Below are 25,888 nucleotides of genomic sequence, written 5' to 3'. Positions count from 1 at the left end.
TTTTCAATATCTATCAGGAAAAATCATGAAACAAAAACCAAAAGTTGCCGTCATAGGCGGTACCGGAAAAGCCGGAAAGTACCTCGTCAAAGAATTACTGCGTCAGAATTTCCCCTTCAAACTTCTTCTCCGCAACCCCGACAATTTTTCAATAGAAACTACCTTGGCAGAACTCGTAGCGGGCGACGCCCGCAACTACGAAGCCGTACGAACGCTTTTGGAAGATTGTCAGGCGGTTATAAGCACGTTAGGCCAACCCGCCGGGCAACCCGCCATATTCAGCCAGGCCACCGAAAACGTGCTGCGGGCGATGGAGGGAACAATTACCACGCGTTTTATCGTCATCACGGGTGCGCCGGTGGATGCGCCAGGCGACCGGAAAGGCGAATGGGCGCAGACCGCTACGGATTGGATGAAAGCCAACTACCCCGAAACTACCAACGACAAACAGGTAGAGTACCAAAAACTCACCGAGAGCCAAGTGGCCTGGACACTCGTGCGGTTACCATGGATTGAATTGACGGAAGTCGAGCAAGATGTGAAAGTGAGTCTGGAAGACTGTCCCGGCGAGACCGTGAGCGCCTCGGCTCTGGCGCGGTTTCTCGTTGCGCAGCTAACGGACGACACTTACGTGCGGCAAGCACCCTTCGTAGCCACCTGAAAGCCAAGGGGTAATCATCACTGATTGCCCCCTTTTTCTACCCGACTGCGATGCCAGTCCCGATAGGCGTTATAGGCCGGGACCGGATAGAATGCCAGACCAATACCGTAATAAACTCCCGAAAACCGGCGACTAAACTCTGGATTGAAAAGTGCACTGCGGTACCCCGCGCGGGCATTCAAACCCAGCCAGGGAATAAACCGATAATTAACAAAAGTACCCGCCTGCGCCAACTGAAAGCGGGGAGTCCCGGTTCCCGGTGTAATTCGGTCGAGGTAGCGCGCAGTTTCCCCGCCATACCCAACCTCCAAGGGCACGGCCACATACCATTTGGGGCTTCGGAAAACCGGATACCAGTAGCCCAGGCTTACAAATCTGGCGTCTGTGATAGTAAAAAAATCAAGGTCGATGCGTGACGGAAGCCAGCCACGCCACACGATGTAGTTGTTTGGCGCATCGTAGCCCAGCCAGTGGTACCCCATCATCAGCAGATGGCCCTTTTCGCCAAAACGCACCCCTGCCAGCGCACCGTTGATGTGGCCGGGGCGACCATCCAGGCGAGTTCGCCGGATATCCAGTCGTGCCACCAGGCCGAAGCCCGTACGGGTAGTGACGCTATCCGCTTGGGCCAAAAGCGGAGCATCCATCCCCCAGGCACACAAGCCAAGCAGATGGACGAACCACAATAAGGTTACTCTTGATTTTTGGGTCATTTCGCATGAGAGAATTGCCCCTACTAACGAAAATACCGCGGAAATCGTCGTTAACCGTGCTACTTTTTCTTGGGCGGGGCAGCAGGTACCGTGGGAGCAGCAAGTACTTTAGAGACCGGAGCCACGGCCGGGGCGGCAGGAATTGATTTTGCGCTTGGAGCGGGTGCAGGGGCCTTTGGTGGTCGGGCGGGACTCGCTGGATTGGCAGGATATGATCGCGACCTGGTCATAGTGGTCGTAGTTCCATTTCCACGAATTGTCGTGGTACCCCATCTATCACGAGACGTTGAGGATGTGAGCCTTTCTATTTGTTGGGCTTCCTCTTCCATCTTTCTGCTGATGACTTCCATTTTTTTACTGATTTCCTCCATTTTACGGTTATAGACTTCCGCTTCGCGGCCGATCTTTTCCATTTCCGCGCTCAGGTTATCCAGCGGCTTTCCGGCTTCCTGCGATTGCACGCGATTCTGTTTGATCTGCTCGTTCAAAGCAGTAATTTCCTGCTCTTTGGCTTTGATTTGGCTTTCAAATTCAGCCACTTGTTTTTCCGTATCGGTAGCTTTGGCCTGACCATTTTTGGGATACATTACCGCCGAGCGTTTTTCCATGAGTTGTTGGCGGACTTCCATCAATTGATCTTTTTTCCAATCGAGTTTTTCCTCTTCGCGATGAAAGCGTTCAACTCCAAAATGCTCCTTCTGCATTTGCAGGCTCAAGTCGTCAATGCGCTGATGCAAAGGCTCCATTTGCTTTTGTAAGGCTTGAATTTGATCCTGATACGGCTGCATTTCTTTTTGAAGAGCTTCCATTTTGGCATGGTATTCCGCTAGTTTCTTTTGCAGGGTGTCGTTCCCGTTCACCGTCCTGACCGTTCCTTGTCCACTTATATGGATTGGCCCTTCGCCATTTGGCCCATACACTTTGACAGACTCCCCTTCAACAAGAAAAAGTGGCTCCTCGTGTTGCATAGCCAGTTCAAGATTTGTCTCGACGTCCACTTTTTCATCAAACAGAACCTCCACTTCCCGTTCAATAAGCGTATCAGTATTCGCCACTGCTTCTCGACCCTTTTCGACGTTGGCTCCTGACTGTTGCTGCTTATCCTCCAATTTTTCTTCCTGAAACGCGTACACCGACGCCCCTACACTCAGCGAAATCAGCACTACTGCCATGGGCAGGTACCCCGCAAGGCGACGCGACGCGGGTTCAGCTACGCCCAGCACCCGCCGGACGCGTGACAGGAGTTGGCGCTTGTTGGCCGCAAAAGCCACCACCAACGCGGGTTCGGCGCGGAATTCGGCTACCCGCACCAGAGCATGGGCCAGGGAGAGTCGGTCGTCACAGACGGCCATCGCCAGATCATCGCAGCAGTGTTCGCGTTCGGCCCGGATACGACCCGACAGCCACCACAGTGCGGGATGGAAGAAGTACACTACCTCTACAAACGACTGCACAAGGTTGACCAGGTAGTCGTGCCGGCGGATATGCGCCAGCTCGTGCGCCAGAATGGCCTCAACCTGCGCCACCGAAAGTCCGACCAGCAGCCCGACAGGAACCAGTACCACGGGCCGCAATACACCTACCACCATTGGCGTGACAATGCGGGCGGTTTCACGAAATTCTACCGCCCGGCCAATGTCCAGTCGCGCTACCAGCACCCCGAAGCGGGTTTGCCAGACACGATCTTTAACCGGCCGGGACACGAAGCGCAGTCTTTCCAGATAAAACCAGCCGCCCGCGAAGCGCAACAGCAATATACTCACGCCGATAAGCCAGCAGATGACCAATTCATTCAGGTGCACAGCCAGCCAGAGTTGGATTTGCACTAGTAGGGGCAATGGTGCAGTGCCCGAAGCGCTCATGTTTGCTGAACTACCCACAAACTGATAGTTCGTCAGCACCGTAGCGGTAGTTTTTTCAAGGGAGGAGGGCAGGTAGTAAAAGTAGGTCGCCACCGACGCCAAAATCTGCGTACCCAGCACCCCCACCCCCAACGAATAGCGCGACTGCGCCGAGCGGCGGCGCAGCAGATAAAAGCCCAGTGAGGCCACCATACCCAGCAAGGCAGCTTGCCAAAGCGAATGCAATATCGTCCAGCCCAGGGTCGATATGTAAGGAGACGTGGAAAGGTCAAATAAAATTTTCATGGCTAACGGTTGTTTTCAAGGTTGTCTAATAGTTGTCGGATCTCGTCTAGCTCTTCGGCGGAGGTCTGGTGAGTGCCCAGAGCCTGCATTACCAACTGCGCCGCCGAGCCGCGAAAGGCGGTTTCCACGAAGCGTCCCAGGAGCGATTGCTGGGTTTCTTCTTCGCTCACCTGCGCGGTGTAAATGTGCGACCGCCCCTCTTCCGTACGGCTAAGCAACCCTTTTTCCTGCATGATTTGCATGAGTTTCAGAGTCGTCGTGTACCCCGCCTCTTTGGTTTTGGCCAGGAAATCATGGACTTGCCGGACAGTACTTGGGCCGTGCTGCCAGAGGAATGACAGGATTTCTAATTCGGAATCCGTGGGTTTTGATGGGTTGCTAGGCATTGGGTTCTAATATATTGAGCGGCTTAGGTAGCAGCGGTGATATGTATAAGTACGAAGATCTTCGTAACAAAGGTGTACGAAAAAATTCGTAGATACAAACTTTGCATACGAATTTTTTCGTACTTCAATCAATCGGAATATTATAATCCTTGAAATATAGGCACTTAGAATTGATCAGTTGCCGATGGGAAAGAACCTTACGTCGGCTTTGATACTTTCCAGAATACGCCGGGAGCGTTCGGGTCGTGCATCGGTGATGAATACCTGGCCGAGTGAGCCGTCGTCGATGAGTTCGATGAGTTTGTGGATGCGCTTGTCGTCGAGTTTGTCAAAAATGTCGTCAAGCAGCAGAATGGGTTTGGTTTCTTTTTCGGCGGCGAGAAGTTCGTACTGCGCTAGTTTGAGGGCAATCACAAAAGATTTCTGCTGCCCTTGCGAGCCGAATTTTTTCAGAACTACCCCATCGATTTCAAAAACGTAGTCATCTTTATGGATACCCCTGACGGTACGTTGCGCGTGCAGATCGCGGGAGCGGTGCGTGCGAAACTCAGCAGGAAAGTTGTCGGTCGCCACCTCGCTTTCGTAAATTACCGCAACGCTTTCCTTTTCACTGCTCAAAAAGGCGTAATACTTTTTAAATAAGGGAAGAAACCGCTCCATGAATGCCTGACGCTGCGCATGAAGGCGGAGATTGAGCGCGATCAACGGGTCATTGTAAGTTTCGAGCAGGTCCACGTCCAGGTAGTTTCGCTCGGCGAAAAGCTTGAGCAGACCGTTCCGCTGATTCAGGATTTTATTGTATTGCAGAAAATCCTCGAGATAGCGAGGATCAAGCTGCGAAAGTACGCCATCGAAAAACCGCCGCCGCAGTTCGCTGCCCTCGCGAACGAGATCCGTATCGTCCGGGGCGATCAGCACCACCGGGAACCGGCCGATGTGGTCGCTGAATCGGTCGTAGGCTTTCTTGTCCGACATCATTACCTTGCGCTGTCCACGTGGCAGACTACACGTGATTTGAACACGCTTTTCATCCTGATGAAAAATGCCGTCCAGCACGAAAAAATCGGCCTCATGCCGGATGCTGAGGGCATCCTGATTTTGAAAGGCGCTTTTGGTAAGCGCTAAAAAGTAGATCGCGTCCAGCAGGTTGGTTTTGCCGCTGCCATTCTCGCCCACGAGGCAATTGACCCGCTCGCCGAACGTAAAACTTCCCTCTTCGTAGCTTTTGAAATATGTAAGGTGAAGTTTTTCGAGCCACATGCCTTTCTTTGTTAGTGAGTTTATTGCTACTTTCGCAGTTCGAGTGGCGCAAAAAACGCCCGAATCAGGGTTCTAAACCCAACAATCACAAAGATGTAAAGTTCCTGGATCATAAGTAGAGCGTCCCAACTCATAATTCATCACTCATAATTCATCATTGAAATAAATGGCCACCGCAAAAGAAAAGAAAGCCCCCGCCAAGAAGGAAGCCCCAAAAAAAGAAGCTGCTCAGAAATTGCAGCATCCCAAGGAGCGCTATATGTTCTGGTATGAGAATATGCTGCTTCAGCGCCGCTTTGAGGAAAAGGCGGGGCAACTCTACGGCCAGCAGAAAATCCGGGGATTCTGTCATTTATATATTGGACAGGAGGCCTGCTCGTCGGGAACTGCCACAGCCCTCACGCCTGACGACAAGTACATCACCGCCTACCGTGACCATGGCATGCCGCTGGCGCTGGGCACCAGCCCGAACGCCATTATGGCCGAGCTTTTCGGGAAGGAAACCGGCACGACCAAGGGGAAGGGCGGTTCGATGCACATATTTGATAAAGAGCGCAACTTCATGGGCGGCCATGGTATCGTAGGCGCGCAGATTCCGTTGGGCGCGGGTATTGCCTTTGCCGAAAAATACAATGAGACGGGCAACGTCTGCATCTGCTTTTTCGGCGATGGAGCCGTGCGGCAGGGCGCATTCCACGAGGCTTTGAACATGGCGATGACCTGGAAATTACCCGTGATTTTTGTGGTGGAGAACAACGGCTACGCAATGGGTACTTCCGTAGGGCGCAGCTCCAATGTGACTGAGCTCTACACCTTGGGCGAAGCTTACGATATTCCTTCCGAGCCCGTAGACGGTATGAACGTGGAGGCTATTCACGAAGCCGTGAGTCGCGCCGCCGAACGTGCCCGCAAGGGCGAGGGGCCAACCTACCTCGAATTCCGCACCTACCGCTACCGGGGCCACTCCATGTCGGACCCGCAGAAATACCGCACTAAAGAGGAAGTGGAGGAGTACAAGCTCCGTGACCCGATCGAGAACGTGAAGCAGGTGATCCTGAAACATGAGTTCGCCACGGAAGAAGAGCTGGACGCCATCGACAAGCAAATCAAGGAGACTGTCGCCGAGTCTGTGAAATTTGCCGATGAGTCTGACTTTCCCGACCCCAAGGAAGCGTATACCGACGTTTATGCGGATGAGGACTACCCGTTTATTATGGAGTAGATTTTGTTCAGACGTCTAGTCATTGAGGTATTTAGTTAGCTGTTCTGTTTGAAGCAGAGTTAGTTCGCTATCTAAAAAATCAATGATATGACTAGACAAATAAACAAATAAACTCATACCTTTGCGTTCCAAAATTGAACAAATACGCATGAGCAAGAAAAATACGGCCGATTCGGGGATTGATATTATCGAAAGCCCGGAGGCATTGGCGAGTCAGATCAGCCGGGCCGAAATCTTTTTTATCAAGTACAAAAAAGCCCTCATCGGCGTAGCCATTGCTATTGTGGCAATCGTGCTGGCCTTCGCGGCTTACCGTTTTTATATTGACAGCCAGGAGAGCACGGCACAGAGCGCCTTGTCAAATGTTGTGTATGCCATGGAGAACGACTCGCTGAGTCAGGCTCTGAACGGCAGCGGAGGTAACGAAGGCTTGCTGGCAATTGCAGACAACTACCCCGGAACTGACGCATCTAATCTTGCCCATCTTTACGCGGGTATTGCTCTGATAAAGCAAGGAAAATTCGATGATGCTATCGATCATTTGAAATCATTTAGTTCATCGGATCTGCTGGTGCAGGGTCGTGCTTATGCATTGACTGGCGATGCCTATATGGAAAAGAATCAGCCCGAAGAAGCTATCAGCTATTACAAAAAGGCGGCGGATTATAAATCGAACGAGTTCTTCACGCCCGTTTATCTGATGAAGTTAGGCATCGCGCAGGAAAAGGCTAAACAGCCTAAAGATGCCATCGCTTCCTACGGAAAAATCATCGAAGAGTATCCTTTGTCGGCAGAGGTAACCAACGCAAAGAAATACAAAGGACTCCTTGAAGGAGAAGTCGGCGAGTAATGGACTACCATTGCCTTCCTGAAAAAGGATAAAGCCGACACCGGTTTTATCCTTTTTTTGTGTCTCTGTTAAGCCGCAAAGTTTGCGGATGGTAGAAGTGTCGAACCAAGAATTCAAAATCCAGCCTTCCAAACATGTCAACTGCCCACAAGAATTTAAGTGAGTTTGCCACCGACGACCTGCCTGACATCAGCGCGAAAACTTTTGCCATCGTCGTCGCGGAGTGGAATCATGAGGTCACGGAAAAATTGTTCGAAGGCGCGTATCAGACGCTGCTGCAATACGGGGCGATTCCCGAAAACATCATCCGCGCCAACGTGCCGGGCAGCTACGAACTGAGTTATGGTTCCCAGGTTTTTGCCCAAAAGGAAAACGTGGACGCGGTCATTGCCCTCGGCTGCGTGATTCAGGGTGAAACCAAGCATAACGACTACATTAACAACGCCGTGGCGCATGGCCTGACGCAGGTCAGCCTGAAATACGATAAGCCCGTCATTTTTGGCGTACTGACGCCGAACAACCAGCAACAGGCCCTTGACCGCGCGGGCGGAATTCACGGCAACAAAGGCGACGAAGCCGCGATAACGTCAATCAAGATGTTAAAATTTTAGGTTAAGGATTAATAGTACAAACGGTCAAGGGTTTAGCATCAGAGGTTTAAGTTGAATCCAAGAACGCGCCATGGGGCACCCCCGTTTTACCATTAACCTTCTGACCATTAACCCAGAAAAAACAGTCAAAAGAAATGCAAGTTTGGAAATTTGGGGGAACCTCAGTCGGGAAGCCCGAGCGGATGCACTCCATCCGCGATTTGATTACTTCGGACAATTCGCGTAAGATCGTAGTATTGTCGGCCTTGTCTGGCACAACCAACGCGCTGATTTCAATCGGCGAGTCGGCCAAGGCGAATCAGGATAGTGAGGCGGTTGAGAAGATCAAGGCTTTGCGGGATCATTATGACGTTTTTGTCAAGGAGCTGTATAGTACTGAGGCCGGGCTGGCCAAGGGGCAAGAGATTGTAAAGAATGAGTTTTCATTTATTCGTTCGCTGATCAATATCAAGCCATTCACCGCCAAGCGGGAGAAAGAATTGGTAGCCGAGGGCGAGTTGCTGAGTACCCAGATGTTCGAGGCGTATCTGGAAGAGCAGGGCGAGAACTCCATCCTGCTGCCCGCCCTGGAATTCATGCGCATCGACGCCGAAGGCGAACCCGAACTGGCTCTGATCGAAGAACGGTTGACAACTATTCTTGATCAGCATCCTGACAAGCAGTTGATTATCACACAAGGATTCATTTGCCGCAATCCGCGCGGCGAGGTAGATAACCTGAAACGCGGCGGCTCAGACTACACGGCTTCACTGATCGGCGGGGCGATTCGGGCGGAAGAAATCCAGATTTGGACCGATATCGACGGGATGCACAACAACGACCCGCGCATTGTGAAGCGTACTTTCCCGATTCGGGAACTGACATTTGAGGAAGCAGCAGAGCTGGCCTATTTCGGAGCCAAAATTCTGCACCCAAGTACCATTACGCCCGCCAAAATGCGTGGCGTGCCCGTGCGGCTGAAAAACACCATGCAGCCCGACGCCCCCGGCACGCTCATCGCCACCAGCAGCAGCGACCGCGAGATCAAGGCCATCGCCGCCAAAGACAACATTACGGCGATCTACGTTCACTCGACCCGGATGCTGAATGCCTACGGTTTCCTGCGGCGGGTGTTCGAGATTTTTGAAAAATATAAAACCCCGGTGGACATGGTGACCACGTCGGAAGTGTCGGTGTCGGTTACGATCGACAACAACGAGCACCTGGACGCCATCACCGCCGAACTACGCGAAATTGCCGACCTCGAAGAGCATGATCGCGACCAGACGATTGTCTGCATCGTGGGTAATTTCAGCGCCGATAAGGAAGGCATCGCCATCAAGGTACTGGAAGCCTTGAAAGACATTCCGCTGCGCATGATTTCCTACGGTGCTTCGGAACACAACCTTTCGATTCTGATTCATTCCAGCCTGAAAGACCGGGCGCTGAATGCCCTGAACGAGCGGCTTTTCTATTATGAGGATGCGATGAAGGATATTTTCACGGCTCCTTGATAAAAGCCAGAATTAAAAACTACCCCAATGCTACAAACTACCTTCATCCGCGAGAATAAGGAAGCGACCATCGCCGGATTGCAGAAAAGATATTTCTCAGACGCCGAAGACGCCGTAGAACTCATCATAAAACTCGATCGTTTGCGCCGCGAAACGCAGGGCGAACTCGACCGGGTACTTACCGAGTCCAACGCCAAAGCGAAGGAAATCGGAGGACTGATGAAGCAGGGCAAGAAGGCGGAGGCCGAAGCGGCCAAAGTCGAGACCGCCACGCTGAAGGAACGCTCCAAAGAACTGGACGAGCAACTCAAGAAAGCCGAAGCCGAACTGCACAATGAGTTGGTCAAACTACCCAACCTGCCGCACGAGAGTGTCCCGGCGGGCCGCACTGCCGACGATAACGTAACGGTGCTGGAACATGGTGAGAAGCCCACGTTGCCGTCCGACGCGCTACCGCATTGGGACTTGATCAAAAAGCTGGACATCGTCGATTTTGATTTGGGAAACAAAATCACGGGCGCGGGCTTTCCGGTGTACAAAGGTCAGGGCGCGCGATTGCAACGCGCCATGATTTCGTTTTTCCTGAACGAAGCGGCCGCTGCGGGCTACCTCGAAATCCAGCCACCGTTGCTGGTCAACGCTGATTCGGGCTTCGGGACGGGCCAACTACCCGACAAGGAAGGCCAGATGTACCACGTTACCAACGAGGATTTATACCTGATTCCGACCGCCGAAGTACCGATCACGAATTTATACCGCGATGTCATTTTGCAGGAAAGCGAACTACCCGTCAAGAACGTTGGCCATACCCAATGCTTCCGCCGCGAGGCTGGGAGTTGGGGCGCACACGTACGTGGGCTCAACCGCCTGCACCAGTTCGACAAAGTGGAAATCGTACAAATCACCAAACCGGAAGAATCCTACGCCGCACTGGATGAAATGGTGGCGCACGTGCAGATGCTGCTGGAAAAACTGGAACTCCCCTACCGCATTTTGCGGCTGTGCGGCGGTGACATGGGTTTTACCTCTGCCCTGACCTACGACTTCGAGGTGTGGTCGGCTGCGCAGGAGCGTTGGCTGGAATGCAGCTCGGTGTCCAACTTTGAAACCTACCAGGCCAATCGCCTGAAACTACGCTACAAAACCGAAGGGAAAACGCAGTTGCTCCACACGCTGAACGGCTCAGCCCTCGCCCTGCCGCGCATCCTGGCGGCTCTGCTGGAAAATAACCAGCAAGCAGACGGCAGCATTCGGGTGCCGAAGGTACTGACAGGGTACTGTGGATTTGAGGTAGTTAAATAACACTTTGAGTAAAAGCCCCGCCTATCGAAGGAATTTTTCTTTCGATAGGCGGGGCTTTTAGATTTTCTGCTATTCGTCTGCTGCTTAATGTGATTGGTTTTACCCCAATTATGTACCTGATCGATCAAGCTCAATTCCATCAAGCGGTCAAGGCGAGCGGTTTCGTCTTGGTCGGCGAACTGCTGCCAACAGTGGTTTTGAGTGTGTTTAATTTGCTTCTGTATTTCGTTCTTCATCATTGAGTAATTTGACGAAAAAGCAGAAAATGTTTTCCGTCACTCGAAGAGCAGCGTAATCAACTCGGCCACACACACGGGCTTTTCCTGGCCTTCCAGCTCGAAAGTACACTTGGTAACGACGCGAAAGCCATCGGGCGCCTGCTCCGTCATTTCCTGAAGTACCATCCGCATCCGCACCCGGCTGCCCGAGGGTACCGGGGCCATGAAGCGGACTTTATCCGCGCCGTAGTTGATGGCCACCTTCACCGAACTGACACGGTACAAATCGGCCATGAGCTTGGGGGCCAGGGCCAGCGTCAGCCAGCCGTGGGCGATGGTAGTTTTGTAGGGCGACTGCGCGGCGGCTTTCTTCCGGTCGATGTGAATCCACTGGTGGTCGCCGGTTGCATCGGCGAAATCGTTGATATGCCCCTGCGTGATGGTTTCCCACGGGCTGACGCCGATTTCCTCGCCCACGCACTCCCGGAATCTGGCCAGGTTTTGAAATGATTTCATAAGTACTTGAATTTAGGTTTTTGCAAAAGCATCATTCACATTTTATCATTCGCCACCGCCTGCCTGGCTTTCTGCGAAAGCGACTTTATGCCGATTAATAATCCGGCAAAACGCTCATCCTGCGTCAGTCCCTTTTTCCAACGTGCATAAATCTGCTGAATGACTACGGTATTTTTAAAGAGCCCGAACACGTAATAATAAAGAACATTGGATAAATCGCGGCCACTTTTTTCGGCGTAGCGATCAACAAACTCCCGGCGCGTGAGATTACCGGGTAGCCACGTCAGGTTGAAGCCACGCTCGAAAGGACCATCGCTTGCCTCGGCCCAGTAAGAAAGGGCCGTACCTACGTCCATCAGTGGATCGCCGACGGTGCACATTTCCCAATCCAGCACGGCCAGGATCTGGGATAAATCATCAGGATTCAACACCAGGTTATCGTATTTGTAGTCGTTGTGAATCAGCGTAGGTTTGTTCTCAACGGGCATGTTTTCGGTAAGCCAATGGTAAAGCTGCTCCATCACGGGTAGGTCGTCGGTTTGGGCGACGAGGTAGCGACGGTACCAGCCTTCGACCTGCCGTTTGATATAGCCTTCGGGCTTCCCTAATTGGGTGAGGCCCGTAGCTTCGAGATCAAACGAATGCAAATCAACCAGATTGTCCACCAATGCTTCCGAAGTACCTCGCAATTGAGCAGGGGTCAGACTCATTTTGGCCGCTGTTTGTGCCCGCAGAATCATGCCCGGTACACGCTCCATGATGTAAAACGGACAGCCCATCACTTCCAGATCATCGCAGAGCAGGATCGGGTCCGGTATCTTGACGTAGCCAGCGTCCTGAATCATCGTCAGCACCCCATACTCGCGACTCATGTCGTGGCCACCTTTGATGGTCTCGGCCCCGAATGGCGGACGACGCAGAACATATTCATTTCCATGCTGAGTTTTGAGCAAATACGTAAGATTGGAATAGCCACCGGGAAATTGCCGCACTTCCGTGACGGGCGATTGAAACGATTCGGTATCCAGCAAATAGCTGTTCAGTAAGTCGAGTTTGATTTCCTCGCCCGGACGCACCTCCACCGGCTGGTCTGTATTTTGATTCATATTCATTCACATTTTAGCCTCAAAACTACCTTTTACCGAAATCGGCCCATTATTTCCGCCGTGTATCTAGCCCGTAGCTTTTCAGAATATTCCGCGCCAGCGCGGCCTTATGCACCTCGTCGGCTCCGTCGTAAATCCGGGCGGCGCGTTCGTGGGTATACCAGTATGACAGCAGAATGTCGCTGGTCACACCCAGAGCGCCGTGTATCTGAATGGCGCGGTCCACCACGCGCAGCATCATATTGGCGGTGAAGAACTTGATCATCGAAATCTCATCGCGCACGGCGGCGGCGCCCTGCTCGTCGATATGGCGGGCCGTGCGTAATACCAGCAGCCGGGCGGCGTCGATCTCGGCGCGGCTGTCGGCGATGAATCCCTGGATAAATTGCTTATCACCCAGCAAAGTACCTGCTTCCAGCTCGCGAGTCGCGGCGTAGCGACACATGAGATCGAAACTACGCTCGGCGATGCCGATAAACCGCATACAATGATGAATGCGGCCCGGCCCCAGTCGCTCTTGGGCCAAGAGAAATCCTGCGCCCTCGGGCCCAATGAGGTTCGTCTGCGGTACCCGTACATTTTCGTAGCGCATTTCGGCGTGACTGGCCCAACTATCGCCAGCGTGGCCCATGATCGGGATATTGCGCACCAGCGTAACGCCCGGCGCGTCCATCGGCACCAGAATCTGGCTGGCCTGTTTGTATTTAGACGCCTCGGGATTGGTGACCGCCATCACGATGATAAAAGCCGCACCGTCCGCCGAACTCGTGAACCACTTATGACCGTCGATGATATAATCATCACCCTCCTTGACCGCCAAAGTACCCATTCTCGTAGGATTAGAACCGGCAAATTCCGGCTCAGTCATGCTGAAACAACTACGGATCTCGCCCGCCATCAAAGGTTTAAGGTACTTTTCTTTCAGATGCGCCGGGGCGTATTTATGCAGAAGCTCGGTATTGCCGATGTCGGGTGCCTGGGTATTGAACACAAAATGCCCGAAGGGCGACCGCGCCAGCACCTCACTGATTTGCCCGAATTCGCAGAGCGTCAGATCCAGTCCGCCGTCTGCCACCGGCAGGTGTAGTCCCCATAGCCCGGCTTCCTTCACCCGTTTTCTTTTTTCCAGAAGCGTGGGTTCAATTTTGGAAAAGTTCTGCGTGAGATTTTCGGTAGATTCGAGCGGGTAAAGTTCTGTCTCGACAAATTCCTGAATACGTGGCAATAAAGAACGCAGGCGCTCAGTGGCAAATAGACTCTCCATGAATAGGTTTTAGGAATGGACTGAATCAAAAATAGCATTTTACCCCGACCTTCTCCCAAAAATTAAGAACTTTGGCCTTTACTATGGACAGTGGACCGGTAAACCAGAGCGGGTGGACAGTGAAATCTTCCATCGCTGTCAACTGTCAACTGTCAACTATCCATTTAATGAATTGGAAATAGATCAAATCTTTGAAGGCTTTGCCAAACTACGTGTTTTGGTCATAGGCGATGTAATGCTTGACTCCTACGTCTGGGGCAAGGTGGAGCGTATTTCGCCCGAGGCACCTGTACCGGTGGTCAACGTCGGGCACCGCGAGTACCGCTTGGGCGGGGCGGGCAACGTGCTGCTGAATGTGCAGGCGCTAGGAGCCGAAGCCATCGCCTGCACGGTGATCGGCGACGATGGTCCCGGCGATATTCTGCAACACCAGCTGATCGAGCGTAACCTGAGCTGCGAAGGATTGATCCGCAGCGATCGCCGCATCACAACCATCAAGGAACGCATCATCGCCGGTTCGCAACAAGTCGTCAGGATCGACACCGAAACCGATGAAGCTATATCTGATCATGAACGCAAGCAATTGGTTTTTAAAGCCAAAGAACTCATTCTTGGCTGTCAGGTAGTTATCTTTGAAGACTACGACAAAGGCGTCCTCAGTCCCGAAGCCATTGCCGAAATCACCGAATTCGCCAATGAGTGCCAGGTACCGACGGTCGTCGATCCGAAGAAGCGCAATTTCCTGGCTTACCGGAATACGACGCTTTTCAAGCCCAATCTCAAAGAACTGCGTGAAGGGTTGAAGGTAGATTTTGATGTAAAGGATGACGCTGCTTTGCGGTCCGTTGTCCAGCAACTCACCGAAACCCTCGACGCCGCAGGAGCTTTGATCACCCTTTCGGAACACGGTGTCTATATAGACTACCAAAGCGAAACTCACCACCTGCCCGCCCACGTCCGGCAAATCGCCGACGTGTCCGGCGCGGGCGATACCGTCATCAGCATTGCGGCTTGCTGTGTAGCCCTCGGCCTCCCGCCGCGCACCATCGCCGGGTTGTCCAACCTGGGTGGCGGGCTGGTCTGTGAGCAAGTGGGTGTGGTACCAATCGACAAGGAATTGTTAAAAGCAGAGGCGGTGCGGGAGAGATTGCTGGGGTAAGAGTCTTACGGGCTGCCGTAATCTTTTTCTGCGATCGGCCACCAACGAGTACTTCCCAGCAGTGGCTGACCGGACGCTGATGCTCAGTCTAGGCGCATGTGGTACGGGCGGGCCGCCCGTCTAGCCACCCTACGCATTTTAGCCAGAGAACCGAGCATGCCAAGAAATTACTACTTCTGCCCAATGCGCTTCTCCAGATGCGTAGCGGCGGGCGTCGCCTTTTCACGATGTTTGGCTACCATCGCCTCGATGTCGCGGATTGTTTCCGGATGCTCGTCGGCCAGGTCGTACTTTTCCGACGGATCGTGGAGTAGGTTGAATAGCTGGTACTTTTCCAACTTCTCCAGTTTTTCGGGATAGCCCAACGGATTGTTTTTGTAATACAAAAGTTTATAAGCGCCTTTCCGGGCGGCAAACAGTCGGCTACCGTGGTAGTAGTACATCTCGTCGCGCGGACTGGCAGCTCCTTTGTGAAGTACCTCCGAAAGATCATAGCCATCGTAAATACGGTCGGTAGGCAGCGGTACACCGGCCAGCTTCCCGAAAGTCGGCAGCAAGTCCAGCGTACTACCCATGCCGGAAACTACCCCGGGCTTCACGTGGCCCGGCCCCCAAAAAATGGTCGGCACCCGCACACCGCCCTCGTAGCTGGTTCCTTTATTGCCAAAAAGCAGTCCCGCCGATCCGCCTTGCTCATTGAACAACGCCCACGGGCCATTGTCAGAAGTAAAAACGACGTAGGTGTTCTTGTCCAGGCCCTCTTTTTTCAGTGTAGCCAGAATCTGCCCCACGCTCCAATCGATTTCTTCGATCACGTCGCCGTACAATCCCCTTTCGCTGGTACCCACGAAATCCTTGGAGGCGAATAGCGGCACATGTGGCAACGAGTGCGCCATGTACAGGAAAAACGGGCCCTTTTTGTTCTCTTTGATAATCTTGACCGCTTCTTCCGTGTAGCGTTTCACGATGGTGTTCTGGTCGGCGGGGCGCTGAATTTCGGTGGTGTCGCGCAGCAACGGCACCCGGAAGTACTCGATTTTGGAGTGAGCAAATGCTTCCTTATGGGTTATGTCATTGACCCGATCCATATCATTGCTGTACGGGATGCCGAGGTAGCTGTCGAAGCCGTGGCTGGTGGGCAGGTAGGCAGGCAGATGGCCCAGGTGCCACTTACCAATGGCAGCCGTGCGGTAGCCCTTTTGCTTCAAGTGCCGGGCAATCGTGATTTCGCTTTGCGGCAGGCCATCGTCCGAATCCGGAAAAAGTACCCGCCGCTTATCGCTGAACATCCCGCTGCGGATCGGCAAGCGCCCCGTCATCAGGGCAGCCCGGGAAGGCGTACAAACATTGGCCGCCACGTAAAAACTCGTCCATTTCTGCCCTTCGGCAGCCATACGGTCCAGATTGGGCGTCTTGATCGTCGGGTGACCGAAGCAGCCCACATCGCCGTACCCCTGATCATCTGTAAAGATGATAATGAAATTGGGTGCCTGCGATTTTTGCGCAAAAGCGTCACCGATCGGAGCCGCAAAGGCTGAGACGCATGATATAAAAATGAGCCAGGCCAATCGGCAGGCAGATGCCTTGGGGAAGGAGACAGATTTCAAGCTTTCAAGTCGGCTCATCGGCGTGTTTTGGGGCATTGGAGTTACAGGTTGCAGGGTTTTGGGTTTTGTGCAGAGCAATGAGGTGTCTATTCTTATACCGTTGGATAACATTTGGCTACCTAAGGCAAAGACCTGTAAAAACTATTCATATTTTGCCAGAAATTACGAAATCCGGGTTTGTCCATTGTTCACTTTTATTTTCTACTAAATAAGATGGGACTTTTATCAGAATTAAAGAAGAAGGCACTGACGGTCAAGGAGCAAATGTTGCCAAGTACCGAATTCGACGCCGCCACCCTGCCGTGGATCGACCACAGCGAGGCCGATATTGCCGCTTTTGTCAAAAACTTCACCCCCCGCTTCCCGCTCACCTTCGACCTGGACGAAAAACTAAGGTTTTGGCAGAAAAATGGTTACGTGATTCTGGAAAAAGTAATTCCGCAGGAGTTGATCAATGCCTATTGGGAAGATGTAGAAGAACTCATCGAGCATCCTGAGAAGTACAAGCTGATGACGCGCATCGACCTTCCGAAATTCGAACCGGTTCAGGAGCGACTTATTAAAGATTTCCCCAAAGAAGACCTGAAAGGAAAGTACGTCAAGCTCAACGATTTTCACCACCTTTCGGAAACCGGAAAAAACCTGATGACCCATCCGGCGATCGTCAATTTTCTGGAAGCGATTTTCCAGCAGCAGGTCGTTGTGATGCAGAGCCTGACCTTCATGTTTGGCAGTCAGCAGCCCACACACCAGGATTTCCCCTGGGTGACGGCCAAAATTCCCAGCCACCTGGCGGCAGCCTGGATTCCGCTGGAAGACATCACTGCCGACTCAGGTCCCCTCTACTATTATGTCGGATCGCACAAGCTGCCGAAGTTCAATTTCGGCAATGGCATCCTGTCCAATGAACGCTCCACGCGCACCCCACTGGAATTTGCCGATTATCTCGACAAAAACTGCCCGGCCCACGGCTTCGAGAAAAAAACCTTGCTCATCAACCGCGGCGACGTGCTGATCTGGCATTCGGCTTTGGCCCACGGAGGCGGTCTTATCACCAACCCCGACAGCACCCGGAAATCGTACGTTTGCCACTATTCTACCAAAAAGGCCCTGCCTTTCCACCGCTACAATCTGCACGCTGTACCAAAAGAACAGGAATACCACGGCGTGGTAATCTATGAGCATCCCGAATTTGGCGAACAGGAGAACATTTTGAAGGCCGAAAAGTAGTCACCGGACATTATCAATCAGTCAACGAGTCGAAGAATACCAGGGATTTATCAAAAAGCACATCCGGCTGCACAACGTACCGGGACAACGCCTACTTAAAAGCTGTCGCCCCCATTACTCGTTCCAAACCTTTTCTTTTATATTGCTCTCTCAAACCAAATGATCAGAGCAATTCATATGAAGAAATCTTTCCTTGCCTTTATCATCCTGAGCGCAGCCAAAGTACTCACTTCTTCCTCTCAGGCCCAGACTACCATCTACCGCGATCCGGCCATCACGCAGCTCGTGGAGCAGGTTTCTGCCGACAGCCTGAAAGCCCACGTCGAGAAGCTGGTCAGTTTTGGCACGCGGCAGACGCTAAGCGGTACGCAGGGAAAGCGCGGCATCGTTCCGGCGCGGGAGTGGATTCTGAGTAAGTTTCAGGAATTCGGCAGACAATCCGGCGGCCGGCTGACCGCAACCATCGACACCTGGACGCTGCAACCTGACGGCCGTCGCGTGGACAAAGTCGTCGACATGGGTAATGTGATGGCGACACTGAAAGGTACCGATCCGTCGGATGACAGGATTTTTCTGGTCAGCGGCCACATGGACAGTCGCGTAAGCAATGTGATGAACAGTACCGACGATGCTCCCGGCGCCAACGACGATGGCTCCGGCACGGCGGCAGTAATCGAGCTGGCCCGAGTGATGAGTAAACAAAGCTTCCCGGCCACGATTATTTTTGTGACTGTAGCCGGCGAAGAACAAGGGCTGCTCGGCGCCGACCACCTGGCACAGCGGGCGGTGGACGAAAAGTGGAACCTGGAAGCCTTACTCAACAACGACATCATGGGTTCTAACAACAGCCACGACACCAAACTGATCGACAATACCATCGTCCGGGTATTCAGCGAGGGATTGCCGGGCTTCGAGACTGATAAAAGCGCGGCTTCGCTACGGCAGTACGGCCTGGAAAACGACGGCAAAGCCCGCACCCTGGCCCGCTACGTAAAGGAAGTAGGCGAGCGGTACGTAGATCATCTGGAAGTACGGATGGTTTATCGCAACGATCGCTACCTGCGCGGCGGCGACCACACGCCTTTTGTGAACCGGGGATTTGGTGCTGTCAGGATTACGGAAATGAATGAAAATTTTCAGCACCAGCACCAGGACCTGCGCGTCGAAAATGGCGTGGACTATGGCGATAAGATAGAGTACATGGACTTCGAGTACCTGCGCAAAAACACGGCGATGAACCTGGCAAATCTGGCCAACCTCGCCAAGTCGCCCACCCAGCCCCAAAACGTGACGATGGACGTCCGCAGCCTGACCAACACCACCAAACTCTACTGGCAGGCTCCCAAAACGGGGAAGGTGAAGGGCTATTACATCCTGATGCGGGAAACGCACTGGCCTTTCTGGCAAAAGAAATTCTTTACCGACAAACTGGGCGCGGAAATGCCCTATTCCAAAGACAACTACTTCTTTGCCGTGCAGGCTGTGAGTGAGGACGGTAACGAAGGGCTTCCGGTGCTTCCCAAGCCGGGCATGCGGTAGACCGAAACGTGAATATGATAAACTACCACAACAAAAAATTCCGCCCCGTCCGGAATACCAACAACGGTGAGACCTCGGCGGAGACGATTTTCCATTACCAGCAGGAGGGTGATATTTTGACCTCAAACTACTCCGGCGGAAAAATCAAAAGCGGCCACCTGATCGGCTTGGTGGACGATGCCGGCAACATCGATATGCGTTACCACCAGGTCAATGATGCGGGCGAACTGATGACGGGCATCTGCCGTTCCCGGCCCGAAATCATGCCTGACGGTAAAATCCGGCTGCACGAAACCTGGCGATGGACCTCAGGCGATGGCTCGGACGGGGAGTCTATTATCGAAGAAATATAGCAAGATTTTCGTATGGCTGATTTCCCAAAGGAAAAACCCCTAAATTTGCGGCTGTTTTGTAAGAATTAGGCGGATAATGGTATTATACAAATAGTTATCCCCTATTCATTAATCACTATTCCTTATATAAAATGTCCGCAGTAGCCGAGCAAACGCAGTTGTTGGCCGACCGTATCACCGCCCTCGAAGAATCTTCAACGCTGGCGATGACTAAAAAAGCCCGTGAGTTGGCCTCTCAGGGCCACAAAGTAATCAGCCTGAGCGTGGGCGAGCCTGATTTTAAAACCCCCGTTCATATTTGCGAAGCCGCCAAACAGGCCATTGATGATGGATTTCACGGCTACTCGCCCGTAGCTGGCTATCCCGATTTGCGTCAGGCCATTGCCGACAAGCTGCGCCGCGATAATGATATCGACTGGAATTCTGAAAACATCGTGGTGTCCACGGGGGCTAAGCATTCGCTGGCCAATGCTATCCAGGTGTTGGTAAACCCTGGCGACGAGGTTATCATTTTCGCGCCCTATTGGGTGAGCTATTCTGAAATGGTAAAGCTGGCCGAAGGCAAAGCCGTAATCGTGGACGGTGCTTTCGAAAATGATTTCAAGGTAACGCCCGAGCAGCTGGAAGCAGCCATCACGCCACGTACGAAGGTAGTTATGTACGCTTCGCCCAATAATCCGACGGGGTCTGTTTATACCGAAGCCGAACTTCGCGCTCTCGGAGCAGTGCTGGAAAAACACGAGAATGTATTTGTAGTGGCTGACGAAATATATGAATACATTAACTTCACAGGCAACGGAAATTTCAGCATGGGTTCCATCCCGGCCCTGAAAGAACGTGTGGTTACCGTTAACGGTGTGGCCAAGGGCTTTGCCATGACGGGCTGGCGCATCGGCTTCATTGGCGCGGCCAAGTGGATTGCCCAAGGCGTAGAAAAGTTGCAGGGGCAAGTCACGTCTGGTACTTGTTCCATCGCGCAGAAAGCGGCCGTGGCCGCCTTTAGCGGCACGCTGGAACCGACAAAGGAAATGGCCCAGGCTTACGAACGCCGTCGCGACCTGGTGGTGAAGTTGCTGAAAGATATTCCCGGCTTCAAGGTAAACGTGCCGCAGGGCGCGTTCTACGCTTTTCCTGACGTGAGCTATTATTTTGGAAAATCCGACGGTGAAAACACGATCAACGATTCTGACGATTTTTCGCTGTGGTTACTTAATAACTCTTACGTCTCGACGGTCGCCGGCTCGGGCTTTGGTGCACCGGACTGCATCCGTATCTCCACTGCCGCCGCCGATGAAAAGTTGGAAGAAGCCGTTGGGCGCATCAAAAAGGCCGTAGCCACTTTGAAATAAACAAGGCATTTTTAAGAACGAGTACCGAATGGCCCCTGGCCGGGATTAGTCCCGGCCAGGGGCCATTCTTGTAGTCAGAAATCCGTTTGTAAAAAGCTGATATGACTACTTGGCATAACCTAGTACCTTTGTTTTATTCAAATTCAAAACAAACACTAGCCATGAACTTAAATAACAGATTATACCGAAACATGAACCAGCGGGTCATTGGCGGCGTTGCCGCCGGATTGGCCGATTACTTTGGCATCGACATTATCCTGATGCGCGTGCTTTTCGTCCTGGCTATTTTCATCCCGGTGCCCACGCACATCATTCTGGTCTATATTATCCTCTGGGTAGTGATGCCAAAGAATCCATTACGGATTCATCAGACTGCCACCGGTCCCAATCCGCAGGGATAGCCATTTAGAATTTCGACAGAATACTCAGCCGCCACTCCGAAACCATCGGGTGGCGGTTTTTTGTTATAAATTAAATTCCTACTTTTACAAATGGTATGCTTGCATACTATTGGCGATCGGCTGGCAGCAATTGGCATTCGGCTTTTCGTACAAATTAGAGAATACAGCCATAGCGGATCAAGATTCGTTGCATCTCATACTTCATATCTCAAAATTCATACCTATGAACGCATATATCGTAGCCGGCTACCGCTCAGCGGTCGGCAAAGCCCCCAAGGGCGTATTTCGTTTTACCCGTCCCGATAACCTGGGGGCGGACGTCATCAAACATACCATGGCCCAGATCCCGCAGCTTGACCCAGCGCAGGTGGATGATGTGATCGTGGGCAATGCCGTACCGGAAGCGGAGCAGGGAATGCAGATGGGGCGCTTCGTGTCGCTGCTTTCATTGCCCGAGAGCGTGTCGGGTATGGTCATCAACCGCTACTGCGGCTCGGGCGTGGAGGCCATTGCACTGGCGGCCGGAAAAATTAATGCGGGCATGGCCGACTGTGTTATTGCGGGCGGCACCGAGTCGATGTCGATGGTACCAACCATGGGCTGGAAAACGGCTTTGAATTACGAAATCGCCCATACCAATCCCAACTACTACCTCAGCATGGGCCTCACCGCTGAGCAGGTAGCGCAGGATTATAAAATCAGTCGTGAGGATCAGGATATGTTTGCCTACCAGTCGCACCAGAAAGCTCTGGCGGCGCAGGCGGCGAATCGCTTTGCTGATGAAATCGTGCCCATCAGCGTGAAGGAGACTTACTTCGATGCGGAAGCCGGTAAAAAGAAGACGCGGGAATATACCGTAGACAAAGACGAAGGTCCACGCCCTGACACCTCGCCCGAGGCTCTGGCGCGGCTGCGTCCGGTGTTTGCGGCGGGTGGCAGCGTCACGGCAGGTAACTCGTCACAGACATCCGACGGCGCGGCTTTCGTGATCGTGATGTCGGAGAAAATGGTGAATGAACTAGGACTGAAACCCATCGCGCGGATGATGGCTTATTCTACGGCGGGTGTCGATCCGCGCATCATGGGCATCGGCCCCGTAGCGGCGGTTCCCAAAGCATTGAAGCAGGCGGGTTTGCAATTATCTGATATAGAGCAAATCGAACTGAATGAGGCCTTTGCGGCGCAGTCTCTAGCGGTCATGCGGACACTGGATATGAATCCCGACATCGTCAATCCCAACGGCGGAGCCATCGCACTGGGTCACGCCCTCGGCTCGACGGGCGCGCGACTTTCGGTGCAGCTATTCAACGAAATGCGTCGCCGTGAGCAAAAATACGGCATGGTGACTGCCTGCGTAGGCGGCGGACAAGGCGTGGCGGGGATTTATGAGTTGCTGTGATAGAGGTACAAGTGCGTAAAGTTCAAAGTTTATGAGTAGAAAGTTCGAGAATTGCGGAAACACATCATCATCGCAAAACTCATAGACTTTGAACTTATAAACTTTGGACTCTTACTTCCCTTTCCCCAGTTTATACCATTCCACGTCTTTCAGCGGCTGTCGGCGTTCGTATTGGTCGGCAGGAGCATAATGTTTGGCGAGGTAGTCCAGAATTTTGGGCTCGGCTTCGCCTAAGTCCCAGAGGTTTTGGGTGCGCTGCATCCAGCGGATTTTTTCAAGCCAGACTTCGCGACTGGCACGGTACTGCGTCACGAGTTTACTGGAATGGCAGCCCGTGCAGTGCGCCCGCATCAGGTCGATGCCATCGTCTATGACGAATCCCGTGGCCGGATCAATGCCCTTTCTGACTGTATCTGATTTGCTTTCATAAGACCCGGCCTGCATTGAGGCCATCGGTACTTCAGGCCGGAAAGCGGCAACGAGCAGAAAACCAGCAATGGCAAGCGCAGGGGTAGTCAGGTGGGTTAATTTCATCAGATTGCTTTTTTAGCCGACGTTTCCTCACCAAAGCTGGTGAACTGAAGGCTTGATGTATTTGGCGTATACGGCGCTTACGGCTTTTACTTGCTCGGAGGTAAGCGGGGGTAGTTCGGCGGCCTGCAGGTTGGACTGCACCTGTGCGGGTCGCGACGCACCGGGGATCACAGTACTTACCTCGTCGAACATCAGTACCCAACGCAGTGCCATGGGGGCCAGGTTTTCATAACCGGGAAAGGCGGCTTTCAGTTCTTCAACCGCCGCCAGGCCCGTTTCGTAGTCCACGCCCGAGAAGGTTTCACCTTTATCAAATTTCTCGCCATGGCGGTTAAAGTTCCGGTGGTCGCCTTCGGAGAAAGTGGATTCCTGAGAGAATTTTCCGGTAAGCATGCCGCTGGCCAGCGGCACCCGAACGATCACACCGACGTCTTTTTTCCGGGTTTGTTCAAAAAACAATTCCGAAGGCCGCTGCCGGAACATATTGAAAATGATCTGCACTGTGGTCACGTTGTCGAACTCAATCCCTTTCAACGCCTCCTCTATTTTCTCCACGCTAATGCCCAGGTTCTGTACTTTACCTTCCTCTTTCAGGCGGTCGAATAATCCGAAGATTTCGGGACGGTAGTACACCTCCGTGGGTGGACAGTGTAGTTGCACGAGGTCCAGCGTTTCCAGGCCCATGTTTTTCAAGCTATCCTCTACGAATTGCCGAAGTACCTTGGGCTGGTATGCCTCATTGGTATGTGGACTGAGTTGCCGCCCGCACTTCGTGGCCACGTAGATACGCTCCGAGCGACTCTTCACAAATTTCCCCACTGCTTTTTCGCTCTCGCCGCCGCCATACACATCGGCAGTATCAATGAAGTTGACGCCACCATCCACGGCTTCATGGAGGATGCTTTCGGCTAGTTTGTGGTCGAAGTCAGCTCCCCACTTGCCGCCCACCTGCCAGGTCCCAAGGGCTATTTCCGATACATTGAAGTTTGTTTTTCCTAGTTTTCGGTAGTTCATATTTTTAAAAAAATTATCTGTTTTAATTGAAGGCCAATCCGTAAATCAAACCAAAATTTCCTTCAATTCCAGCAAAGAATCCACAACATAGTCTGGTTGGGCCGATTGGAGTTGATCTCTCGTATGCGCGCCGGTAGTTACGCCGACCGTCAAGCCGCAGGAGGCATTTTTGCCTTCTTCAATGTCTATGGTAGAGTCTCCTGCTTTCAGTACTTTGCCTGCGTCAGTAACCCCGGCATCACTCATAGCTTTCAGAATCATATCGGGAGCCGGCCTTCCGTTCGTCACATCGGATGCCGTGACCAGGGTATCATACTGAATACCTTTCTTCCATCCCATTTTTTCCAACAGGCTGGTGGCAACCGCTGCGTTGTATCCCGTATTCAAGGCTACTTTTATGCCCTTTTCTTTCAAAAAAGTCAGTAGTTCCACAACGCCTTCACAAGGCACCACATGCAGGTTGTCGTATGCCTCAGACAAGTAGGATTTGAATCGTTCAAATATTTCGTCCGACGTAGTTTTGATTTCCTCGGCGGGCTGCGTTTCGGCGATGATGTCTTTGATCGCCTGATGCTTTTCTTTTCCCGCGCCATGCGCCAGCACAAAGTCCAGGGTAGTTTCGTATCCTGCTTCGTCGATTGCTCTTTGGAGCGTTTTATAGACCACATTGTCTTCATTGACCGTGGTACCTGCCATGTCAAAAACTGCTAATTCTATCTTTTTCACGAGTTTATTTCTGTTTGATCAATAAGAAAACGCACGGGTGTAAAAGTACCGCCATATGCTTTGTTTCGCTCTATTGCGCCCGGGCTGGCTGTACCGCACTTTCATGATGACCGAATATTTCGACGAAGAGGTGACTATTGTTTTGTCAAATCCAACACGCGGATATTCCTGAATCGTAGCACATCGCCATGGCCAAGAAAGCCAATATGCCCCGAAGTCCGTTCGAGGCCGGGATGGTCTTTGTGGTCGGCGGTGCCGTTCTTGCTGGCTTCGGCCAGGTCCCCGTCCAGGATTACGGTACCATTGAGCGTAACCTTGATTTTGGAACCTTTCACGTAAACCTCTTCGGTGTTCCACTCTCCGACAGGCTTCAAGTATCCACGTTTGGCCGGGATTATTCCGTAGGCTGAGCCGTGGTACTGGTACTCTTTCAGGTCCTTGTATTTTTCTGCATCGTTGTCCAGAATTTGAATCTCGGTACCGACGTAGGCCGCGTCGCCTTCGAGCGGGGTGCGGATACCCAGGCCGTTATTGGCTCCCGGCGTGAGTTGAAACTCGAAGCGATAAATAAAGTCGCTGTATTCGTCTTTGGTGTAAAGGTTTCCCTGGCCACCGCGCTTCGGGTCAATGACCAGATCACGGCCCTCGATGTAATAGTCCGTCTTGTTACCAACCCATTGATCGAGATCGGTGCCGTCGAAAAGTACCTGATAACCCGCGCGTTTTTCGGCGGCGGTGGTACCCGTAGAGTTGGTGCGCGAACAAGCCGATAAGACAACCAGGCCAAGAAAGAGCGTGTAGCAAATTGCTTTTTTCATTTTTGCTGAA

The 25,888-nt window shown here is 52.5% G+C and carries 25 protein-coding genes; 13 read left to right on the top strand and 12 right to left on the bottom strand.

Annotated features, from left to right (window positions below; translation table 11 throughout):
* Positions 1-25 precede the first annotated feature (25 nt).
* On the top strand, positions 26-661 hold the full coding sequence (locus IE117_RS10995; protein WP_189564472.1) for an NAD(P)-dependent oxidoreductase: 636 nt from the start codon (positions 26-28) through the stop codon (positions 659-661).
* Positions 662-678: 17 nt separating this feature from the next.
* Here IE117_RS10995 and IE117_RS10990 read toward each other — a convergent pair whose 3' ends face one another.
* The 4 genes from IE117_RS10990 to recF all read right to left on the bottom strand — a co-directional run bounded on the left by IE117_RS10990 (position 679) and on the right by recF (position 5,167).
* Entirely contained in the window at positions 679-1,374 is a 696-nt protein-coding gene (locus IE117_RS10990) for a hypothetical protein (RefSeq protein WP_189564471.1), read from the bottom strand.
* 59 nt (positions 1,375-1,433) lie between these two features.
* On the bottom strand, positions 1,434-3,521 hold the full coding sequence (locus IE117_RS10985) for a M56 family metallopeptidase (protein WP_189564470.1): 2,088 nt from the start codon (positions 3,519-3,521) through the stop codon (positions 1,434-1,436).
* A gap of 2 nt (positions 3,522-3,523) precedes the next feature.
* Positions 3,524-3,907 (bottom strand): BlaI/MecI/CopY family transcriptional regulator, encoded by a 384-nt coding sequence (locus IE117_RS10980; RefSeq protein WP_189564469.1) that lies wholly within the window; start codon positions 3,905-3,907, stop codon positions 3,524-3,526.
* Between the two features lie 174 nt (positions 3,908-4,081).
* Positions 4,082-5,167, bottom strand: coding sequence for a DNA replication/repair protein RecF (gene recF, locus IE117_RS10975; RefSeq protein WP_189564468.1), 1,086 nt, complete (start codon positions 5,165-5,167; stop codon positions 4,082-4,084).
* Between the two features lie 166 nt (positions 5,168-5,333).
* Here recF and pdhA point away from each other — a divergent pair, with 166 nt between their 5' ends.
* From pdhA to serS, 5 genes are all read left to right on the top strand, one after another.
* The gene (gene pdhA / locus IE117_RS10970; protein WP_189564467.1) at positions 5,334-6,389 is read left to right on the top strand and encodes a pyruvate dehydrogenase (acetyl-transferring) E1 component subunit alpha; all 1,056 of its coding nucleotides are present in this window, start codon (positions 5,334-5,336) and stop codon (positions 6,387-6,389) included.
* Positions 6,390-6,537: 148 nt separating this feature from the next.
* Positions 6,538-7,239, top strand: a complete 702-nt coding sequence (locus tag IE117_RS10965; protein ID WP_189564466.1) for a tetratricopeptide repeat protein — start codon at positions 6,538-6,540, stop codon at positions 7,237-7,239.
* A 134-nt stretch (positions 7,240-7,373) separates the two neighbouring features.
* Complete coding sequence (ribH, locus tag IE117_RS10960) at positions 7,374-7,850, top strand: 6,7-dimethyl-8-ribityllumazine synthase (RefSeq protein WP_189564465.1); 477 nt, start codon at positions 7,374-7,376, stop codon at positions 7,848-7,850.
* Between the two features lie 134 nt (positions 7,851-7,984).
* Positions 7,985-9,343, top strand: coding sequence for an aspartate kinase (locus IE117_RS10955; RefSeq protein ID WP_189564464.1), 1,359 nt, complete (start codon positions 7,985-7,987; stop codon positions 9,341-9,343).
* Positions 9,344-9,370: 27 nt separating this feature from the next.
* On the top strand, positions 9,371-10,645 hold the full coding sequence (gene serS / locus IE117_RS10950) for a serine--tRNA ligase (RefSeq protein WP_189564463.1): 1,275 nt from the start codon (positions 9,371-9,373) through the stop codon (positions 10,643-10,645).
* Positions 10,646-10,920: 275 nt separating this feature from the next.
* Here serS and IE117_RS10945 read toward each other — a convergent pair whose 3' ends face one another.
* Genes IE117_RS10945 through IE117_RS10935 form a run of 3 tightly spaced genes read right to left on the bottom strand, consistent with a single transcriptional unit; the run spans position 10,921 to position 13,749 of the window.
* Positions 10,921-11,379: a MaoC family dehydratase gene (locus IE117_RS10945; RefSeq protein WP_189564462.1), complete on the bottom strand. Its 459-nt coding sequence runs from the start codon at positions 11,377-11,379 to the stop codon at positions 10,921-10,923.
* 35 nt (positions 11,380-11,414) lie between these two features.
* Complete coding sequence (locus IE117_RS10940; RefSeq protein ID WP_374757965.1) at positions 11,415-12,485, bottom strand: phosphotransferase family protein; 1,071 nt, start codon at positions 12,483-12,485, stop codon at positions 11,415-11,417.
* A gap of 49 nt (positions 12,486-12,534) precedes the next feature.
* Positions 12,535-13,749 (bottom strand): acyl-CoA dehydrogenase family protein, encoded by a 1,215-nt coding sequence (locus IE117_RS10935; protein ID WP_189564460.1) that lies wholly within the window; start codon positions 13,747-13,749, stop codon positions 12,535-12,537.
* Positions 13,750-13,921: 172 nt separating this feature from the next.
* On the opposite strand from IE117_RS10935, the gene IE117_RS10930 reads away from it, so the two are divergent.
* Positions 13,922-14,908, top strand: coding sequence for a bifunctional heptose 7-phosphate kinase/heptose 1-phosphate adenyltransferase (locus IE117_RS10930; RefSeq protein ID WP_189564459.1), 987 nt, complete (start codon positions 13,922-13,924; stop codon positions 14,906-14,908).
* 170 nt (positions 14,909-15,078) lie between these two features.
* Here IE117_RS10930 and IE117_RS10925 read toward each other — a convergent pair whose 3' ends face one another.
* The gene (locus IE117_RS10925; RefSeq protein WP_229580733.1) at positions 15,079-16,551 is read right to left on the bottom strand and encodes a sulfatase family protein; all 1,473 of its coding nucleotides are present in this window, start codon (positions 16,549-16,551) and stop codon (positions 15,079-15,081) included.
* Between the two features lie 177 nt (positions 16,552-16,728).
* On the opposite strand from IE117_RS10925, the gene IE117_RS10920 reads away from it, so the two are divergent.
* From IE117_RS10920 to IE117_RS10895, 6 genes are all read left to right on the top strand, one after another.
* The gene (locus tag IE117_RS10920; RefSeq protein WP_189564458.1) at positions 16,729-17,745 is read left to right on the top strand and encodes a phytanoyl-CoA dioxygenase family protein; all 1,017 of its coding nucleotides are present in this window, start codon (positions 16,729-16,731) and stop codon (positions 17,743-17,745) included.
* Between the two features lie 177 nt (positions 17,746-17,922).
* Positions 17,923-19,284 (top strand): M28 family metallopeptidase, encoded by a 1,362-nt coding sequence (locus IE117_RS10915; RefSeq protein ID WP_189564457.1) that lies wholly within the window; start codon positions 17,923-17,925, stop codon positions 19,282-19,284.
* A 14-nt stretch (positions 19,285-19,298) separates the two neighbouring features.
* Positions 19,299-19,637 carry an avidin-fold protein gene (locus tag IE117_RS10910; protein WP_189564456.1) on the top strand — a complete coding sequence of 113 codons (339 nt, stop codon included), beginning with the start codon at positions 19,299-19,301 and terminating at the stop codon, positions 19,635-19,637.
* A gap of 131 nt (positions 19,638-19,768) precedes the next feature.
* On the top strand, positions 19,769-20,986 hold the full coding sequence (locus tag IE117_RS10905) for a pyridoxal phosphate-dependent aminotransferase (RefSeq protein WP_189564455.1): 1,218 nt from the start codon (positions 19,769-19,771) through the stop codon (positions 20,984-20,986).
* A 161-nt stretch (positions 20,987-21,147) separates the two neighbouring features.
* Positions 21,148-21,387, top strand: coding sequence for a PspC domain-containing protein (locus IE117_RS10900; protein ID WP_189564454.1), 240 nt, complete (start codon positions 21,148-21,150; stop codon positions 21,385-21,387).
* Between the two features lie 223 nt (positions 21,388-21,610).
* Positions 21,611-22,786: an acetyl-CoA C-acyltransferase gene (locus IE117_RS10895; protein WP_189564453.1), complete on the top strand. Its 1,176-nt coding sequence runs from the start codon at positions 21,611-21,613 to the stop codon at positions 22,784-22,786.
* A gap of 111 nt (positions 22,787-22,897) precedes the next feature.
* Here the strand turns inward: IE117_RS10895 and IE117_RS10890 are convergent, their stop codons facing one another.
* The 4 genes from IE117_RS10890 to IE117_RS10875 all read right to left on the bottom strand — a co-directional run bounded on the left by IE117_RS10890 (position 22,898) and on the right by IE117_RS10875 (position 25,878).
* Positions 22,898-23,320, bottom strand: a complete 423-nt coding sequence (locus IE117_RS10890; RefSeq protein WP_189564452.1) for a hypothetical protein — start codon at positions 23,318-23,320, stop codon at positions 22,898-22,900.
* A gap of 27 nt (positions 23,321-23,347) precedes the next feature.
* Positions 23,348-24,334 carry an aldo/keto reductase gene (locus IE117_RS10885; protein WP_189564451.1) on the bottom strand — a complete coding sequence of 329 codons (987 nt, stop codon included), beginning with the start codon at positions 24,332-24,334 and terminating at the stop codon, positions 23,348-23,350.
* Between the two features lie 45 nt (positions 24,335-24,379).
* On the bottom strand, positions 24,380-25,060 hold the full coding sequence (locus IE117_RS10880; protein ID WP_189564450.1) for a phosphonatase-like hydrolase: 681 nt from the start codon (positions 25,058-25,060) through the stop codon (positions 24,380-24,382).
* A 134-nt stretch (positions 25,061-25,194) separates the two neighbouring features.
* Positions 25,195-25,878 (bottom strand): 3-keto-disaccharide hydrolase, encoded by a 684-nt coding sequence (locus tag IE117_RS10875; RefSeq protein WP_189564449.1) that lies wholly within the window; start codon positions 25,876-25,878, stop codon positions 25,195-25,197.
* Between the last annotated feature and the right edge of the window lie 10 nt (positions 25,879-25,888).

Origin of the sequence: Persicitalea jodogahamensis (assembly GCF_014651615.1) — a bacterium.
Taxonomy (GTDB): domain Bacteria; phylum Bacteroidota; class Bacteroidia; order Cytophagales; family Spirosomataceae; genus Persicitalea; species Persicitalea jodogahamensis.
This window is presented reverse-complemented; position numbering and strand designations above follow the sequence as displayed.

Bases quoted from the DNA above. Each gene is read 5' to 3' on its own strand.
- IE117_RS10885 (WP_189564451.1), bottom strand. From the start codon at position 24,334: ATGAACTACCGAAAACTAGGAAAAACAAACTTCAATGTATCGGAAATA.
- IE117_RS10985 (WP_189564470.1), bottom strand. From the start codon at position 3,521: ATGAAAATTTTATTTGACCTTTCCACGTCTCCTTACATATCGACCCTG.
- serS (WP_189564463.1), top strand. From the start codon at position 9,371: ATGCTACAAACTACCTTCATCCGCGAGAATAAGGAAGCGACCATCGCC.
- IE117_RS10945 (WP_189564462.1), bottom strand. From the start codon at position 11,379: ATGAAATCATTTCAAAACCTGGCCAGATTCCGGGAGTGCGTGGGCGAG.
- IE117_RS10955 (WP_189564464.1), top strand. From the start codon at position 7,985: ATGCAAGTTTGGAAATTTGGGGGAACCTCAGTCGGGAAGCCCGAGCGG.
- IE117_RS10965 (WP_189564466.1), top strand. From the start codon at position 6,538: ATGAGCAAGAAAAATACGGCCGATTCGGGGATTGATATTATCGAAAGC.
- IE117_RS10980 (WP_189564469.1), bottom strand. From the start codon at position 3,907: ATGCCTAGCAACCCATCAAAACCCACGGATTCCGAATTAGAAATCCTG.
- IE117_RS10910 (WP_189564456.1), top strand. From the start codon at position 19,299: ATGATAAACTACCACAACAAAAAATTCCGCCCCGTCCGGAATACCAAC.
- IE117_RS10875 (WP_189564449.1), bottom strand. From the start codon at position 25,878: ATGAAAAAAGCAATTTGCTACACGCTCTTTCTTGGCCTGGTTGTCTTA.
- IE117_RS10915 (WP_189564457.1), top strand. From the start codon at position 17,923: ATGAAGAAATCTTTCCTTGCCTTTATCATCCTGAGCGCAGCCAAAGTA.
- pdhA (WP_189564467.1), top strand. From the start codon at position 5,334: ATGGCCACCGCAAAAGAAAAGAAAGCCCCCGCCAAGAAGGAAGCCCCA.
- ribH (WP_189564465.1), top strand. From the start codon at position 7,374: ATGTCAACTGCCCACAAGAATTTAAGTGAGTTTGCCACCGACGACCTG.
- recF (WP_189564468.1), bottom strand. From the start codon at position 5,167: ATGTGGCTCGAAAAACTTCACCTTACATATTTCAAAAGCTACGAAGAG.
- IE117_RS10890 (WP_189564452.1), bottom strand. From the start codon at position 23,320: ATGAAATTAACCCACCTGACTACCCCTGCGCTTGCCATTGCTGGTTTT.
- IE117_RS10990 (WP_189564471.1), bottom strand. From the start codon at position 1,374: ATGACCCAAAAATCAAGAGTAACCTTATTGTGGTTCGTCCATCTGCTT.
- IE117_RS10920 (WP_189564458.1), top strand. From the start codon at position 16,729: ATGGGACTTTTATCAGAATTAAAGAAGAAGGCACTGACGGTCAAGGAG.
- IE117_RS10940 (WP_374757965.1), bottom strand. From the start codon at position 12,485: ATGAATCAAAATACAGACCAGCCGGTGGAGGTGCGTCCGGGCGAGGAA.
- IE117_RS10900 (WP_189564454.1), top strand. From the start codon at position 21,148: ATGAACTTAAATAACAGATTATACCGAAACATGAACCAGCGGGTCATT.
- IE117_RS10895 (WP_189564453.1), top strand. From the start codon at position 21,611: ATGAACGCATATATCGTAGCCGGCTACCGCTCAGCGGTCGGCAAAGCC.
- IE117_RS10995 (WP_189564472.1), top strand. From the start codon at position 26: ATGAAACAAAAACCAAAAGTTGCCGTCATAGGCGGTACCGGAAAAGCC.
- IE117_RS10905 (WP_189564455.1), top strand. From the start codon at position 19,769: ATGTCCGCAGTAGCCGAGCAAACGCAGTTGTTGGCCGACCGTATCACC.
- IE117_RS10935 (WP_189564460.1), bottom strand. From the start codon at position 13,749: ATGGAGAGTCTATTTGCCACTGAGCGCCTGCGTTCTTTATTGCCACGT.
- IE117_RS10925 (WP_229580733.1), bottom strand. From the start codon at position 16,551: ATGCCCCAAAACACGCCGATGAGCCGACTTGAAAGCTTGAAATCTGTC.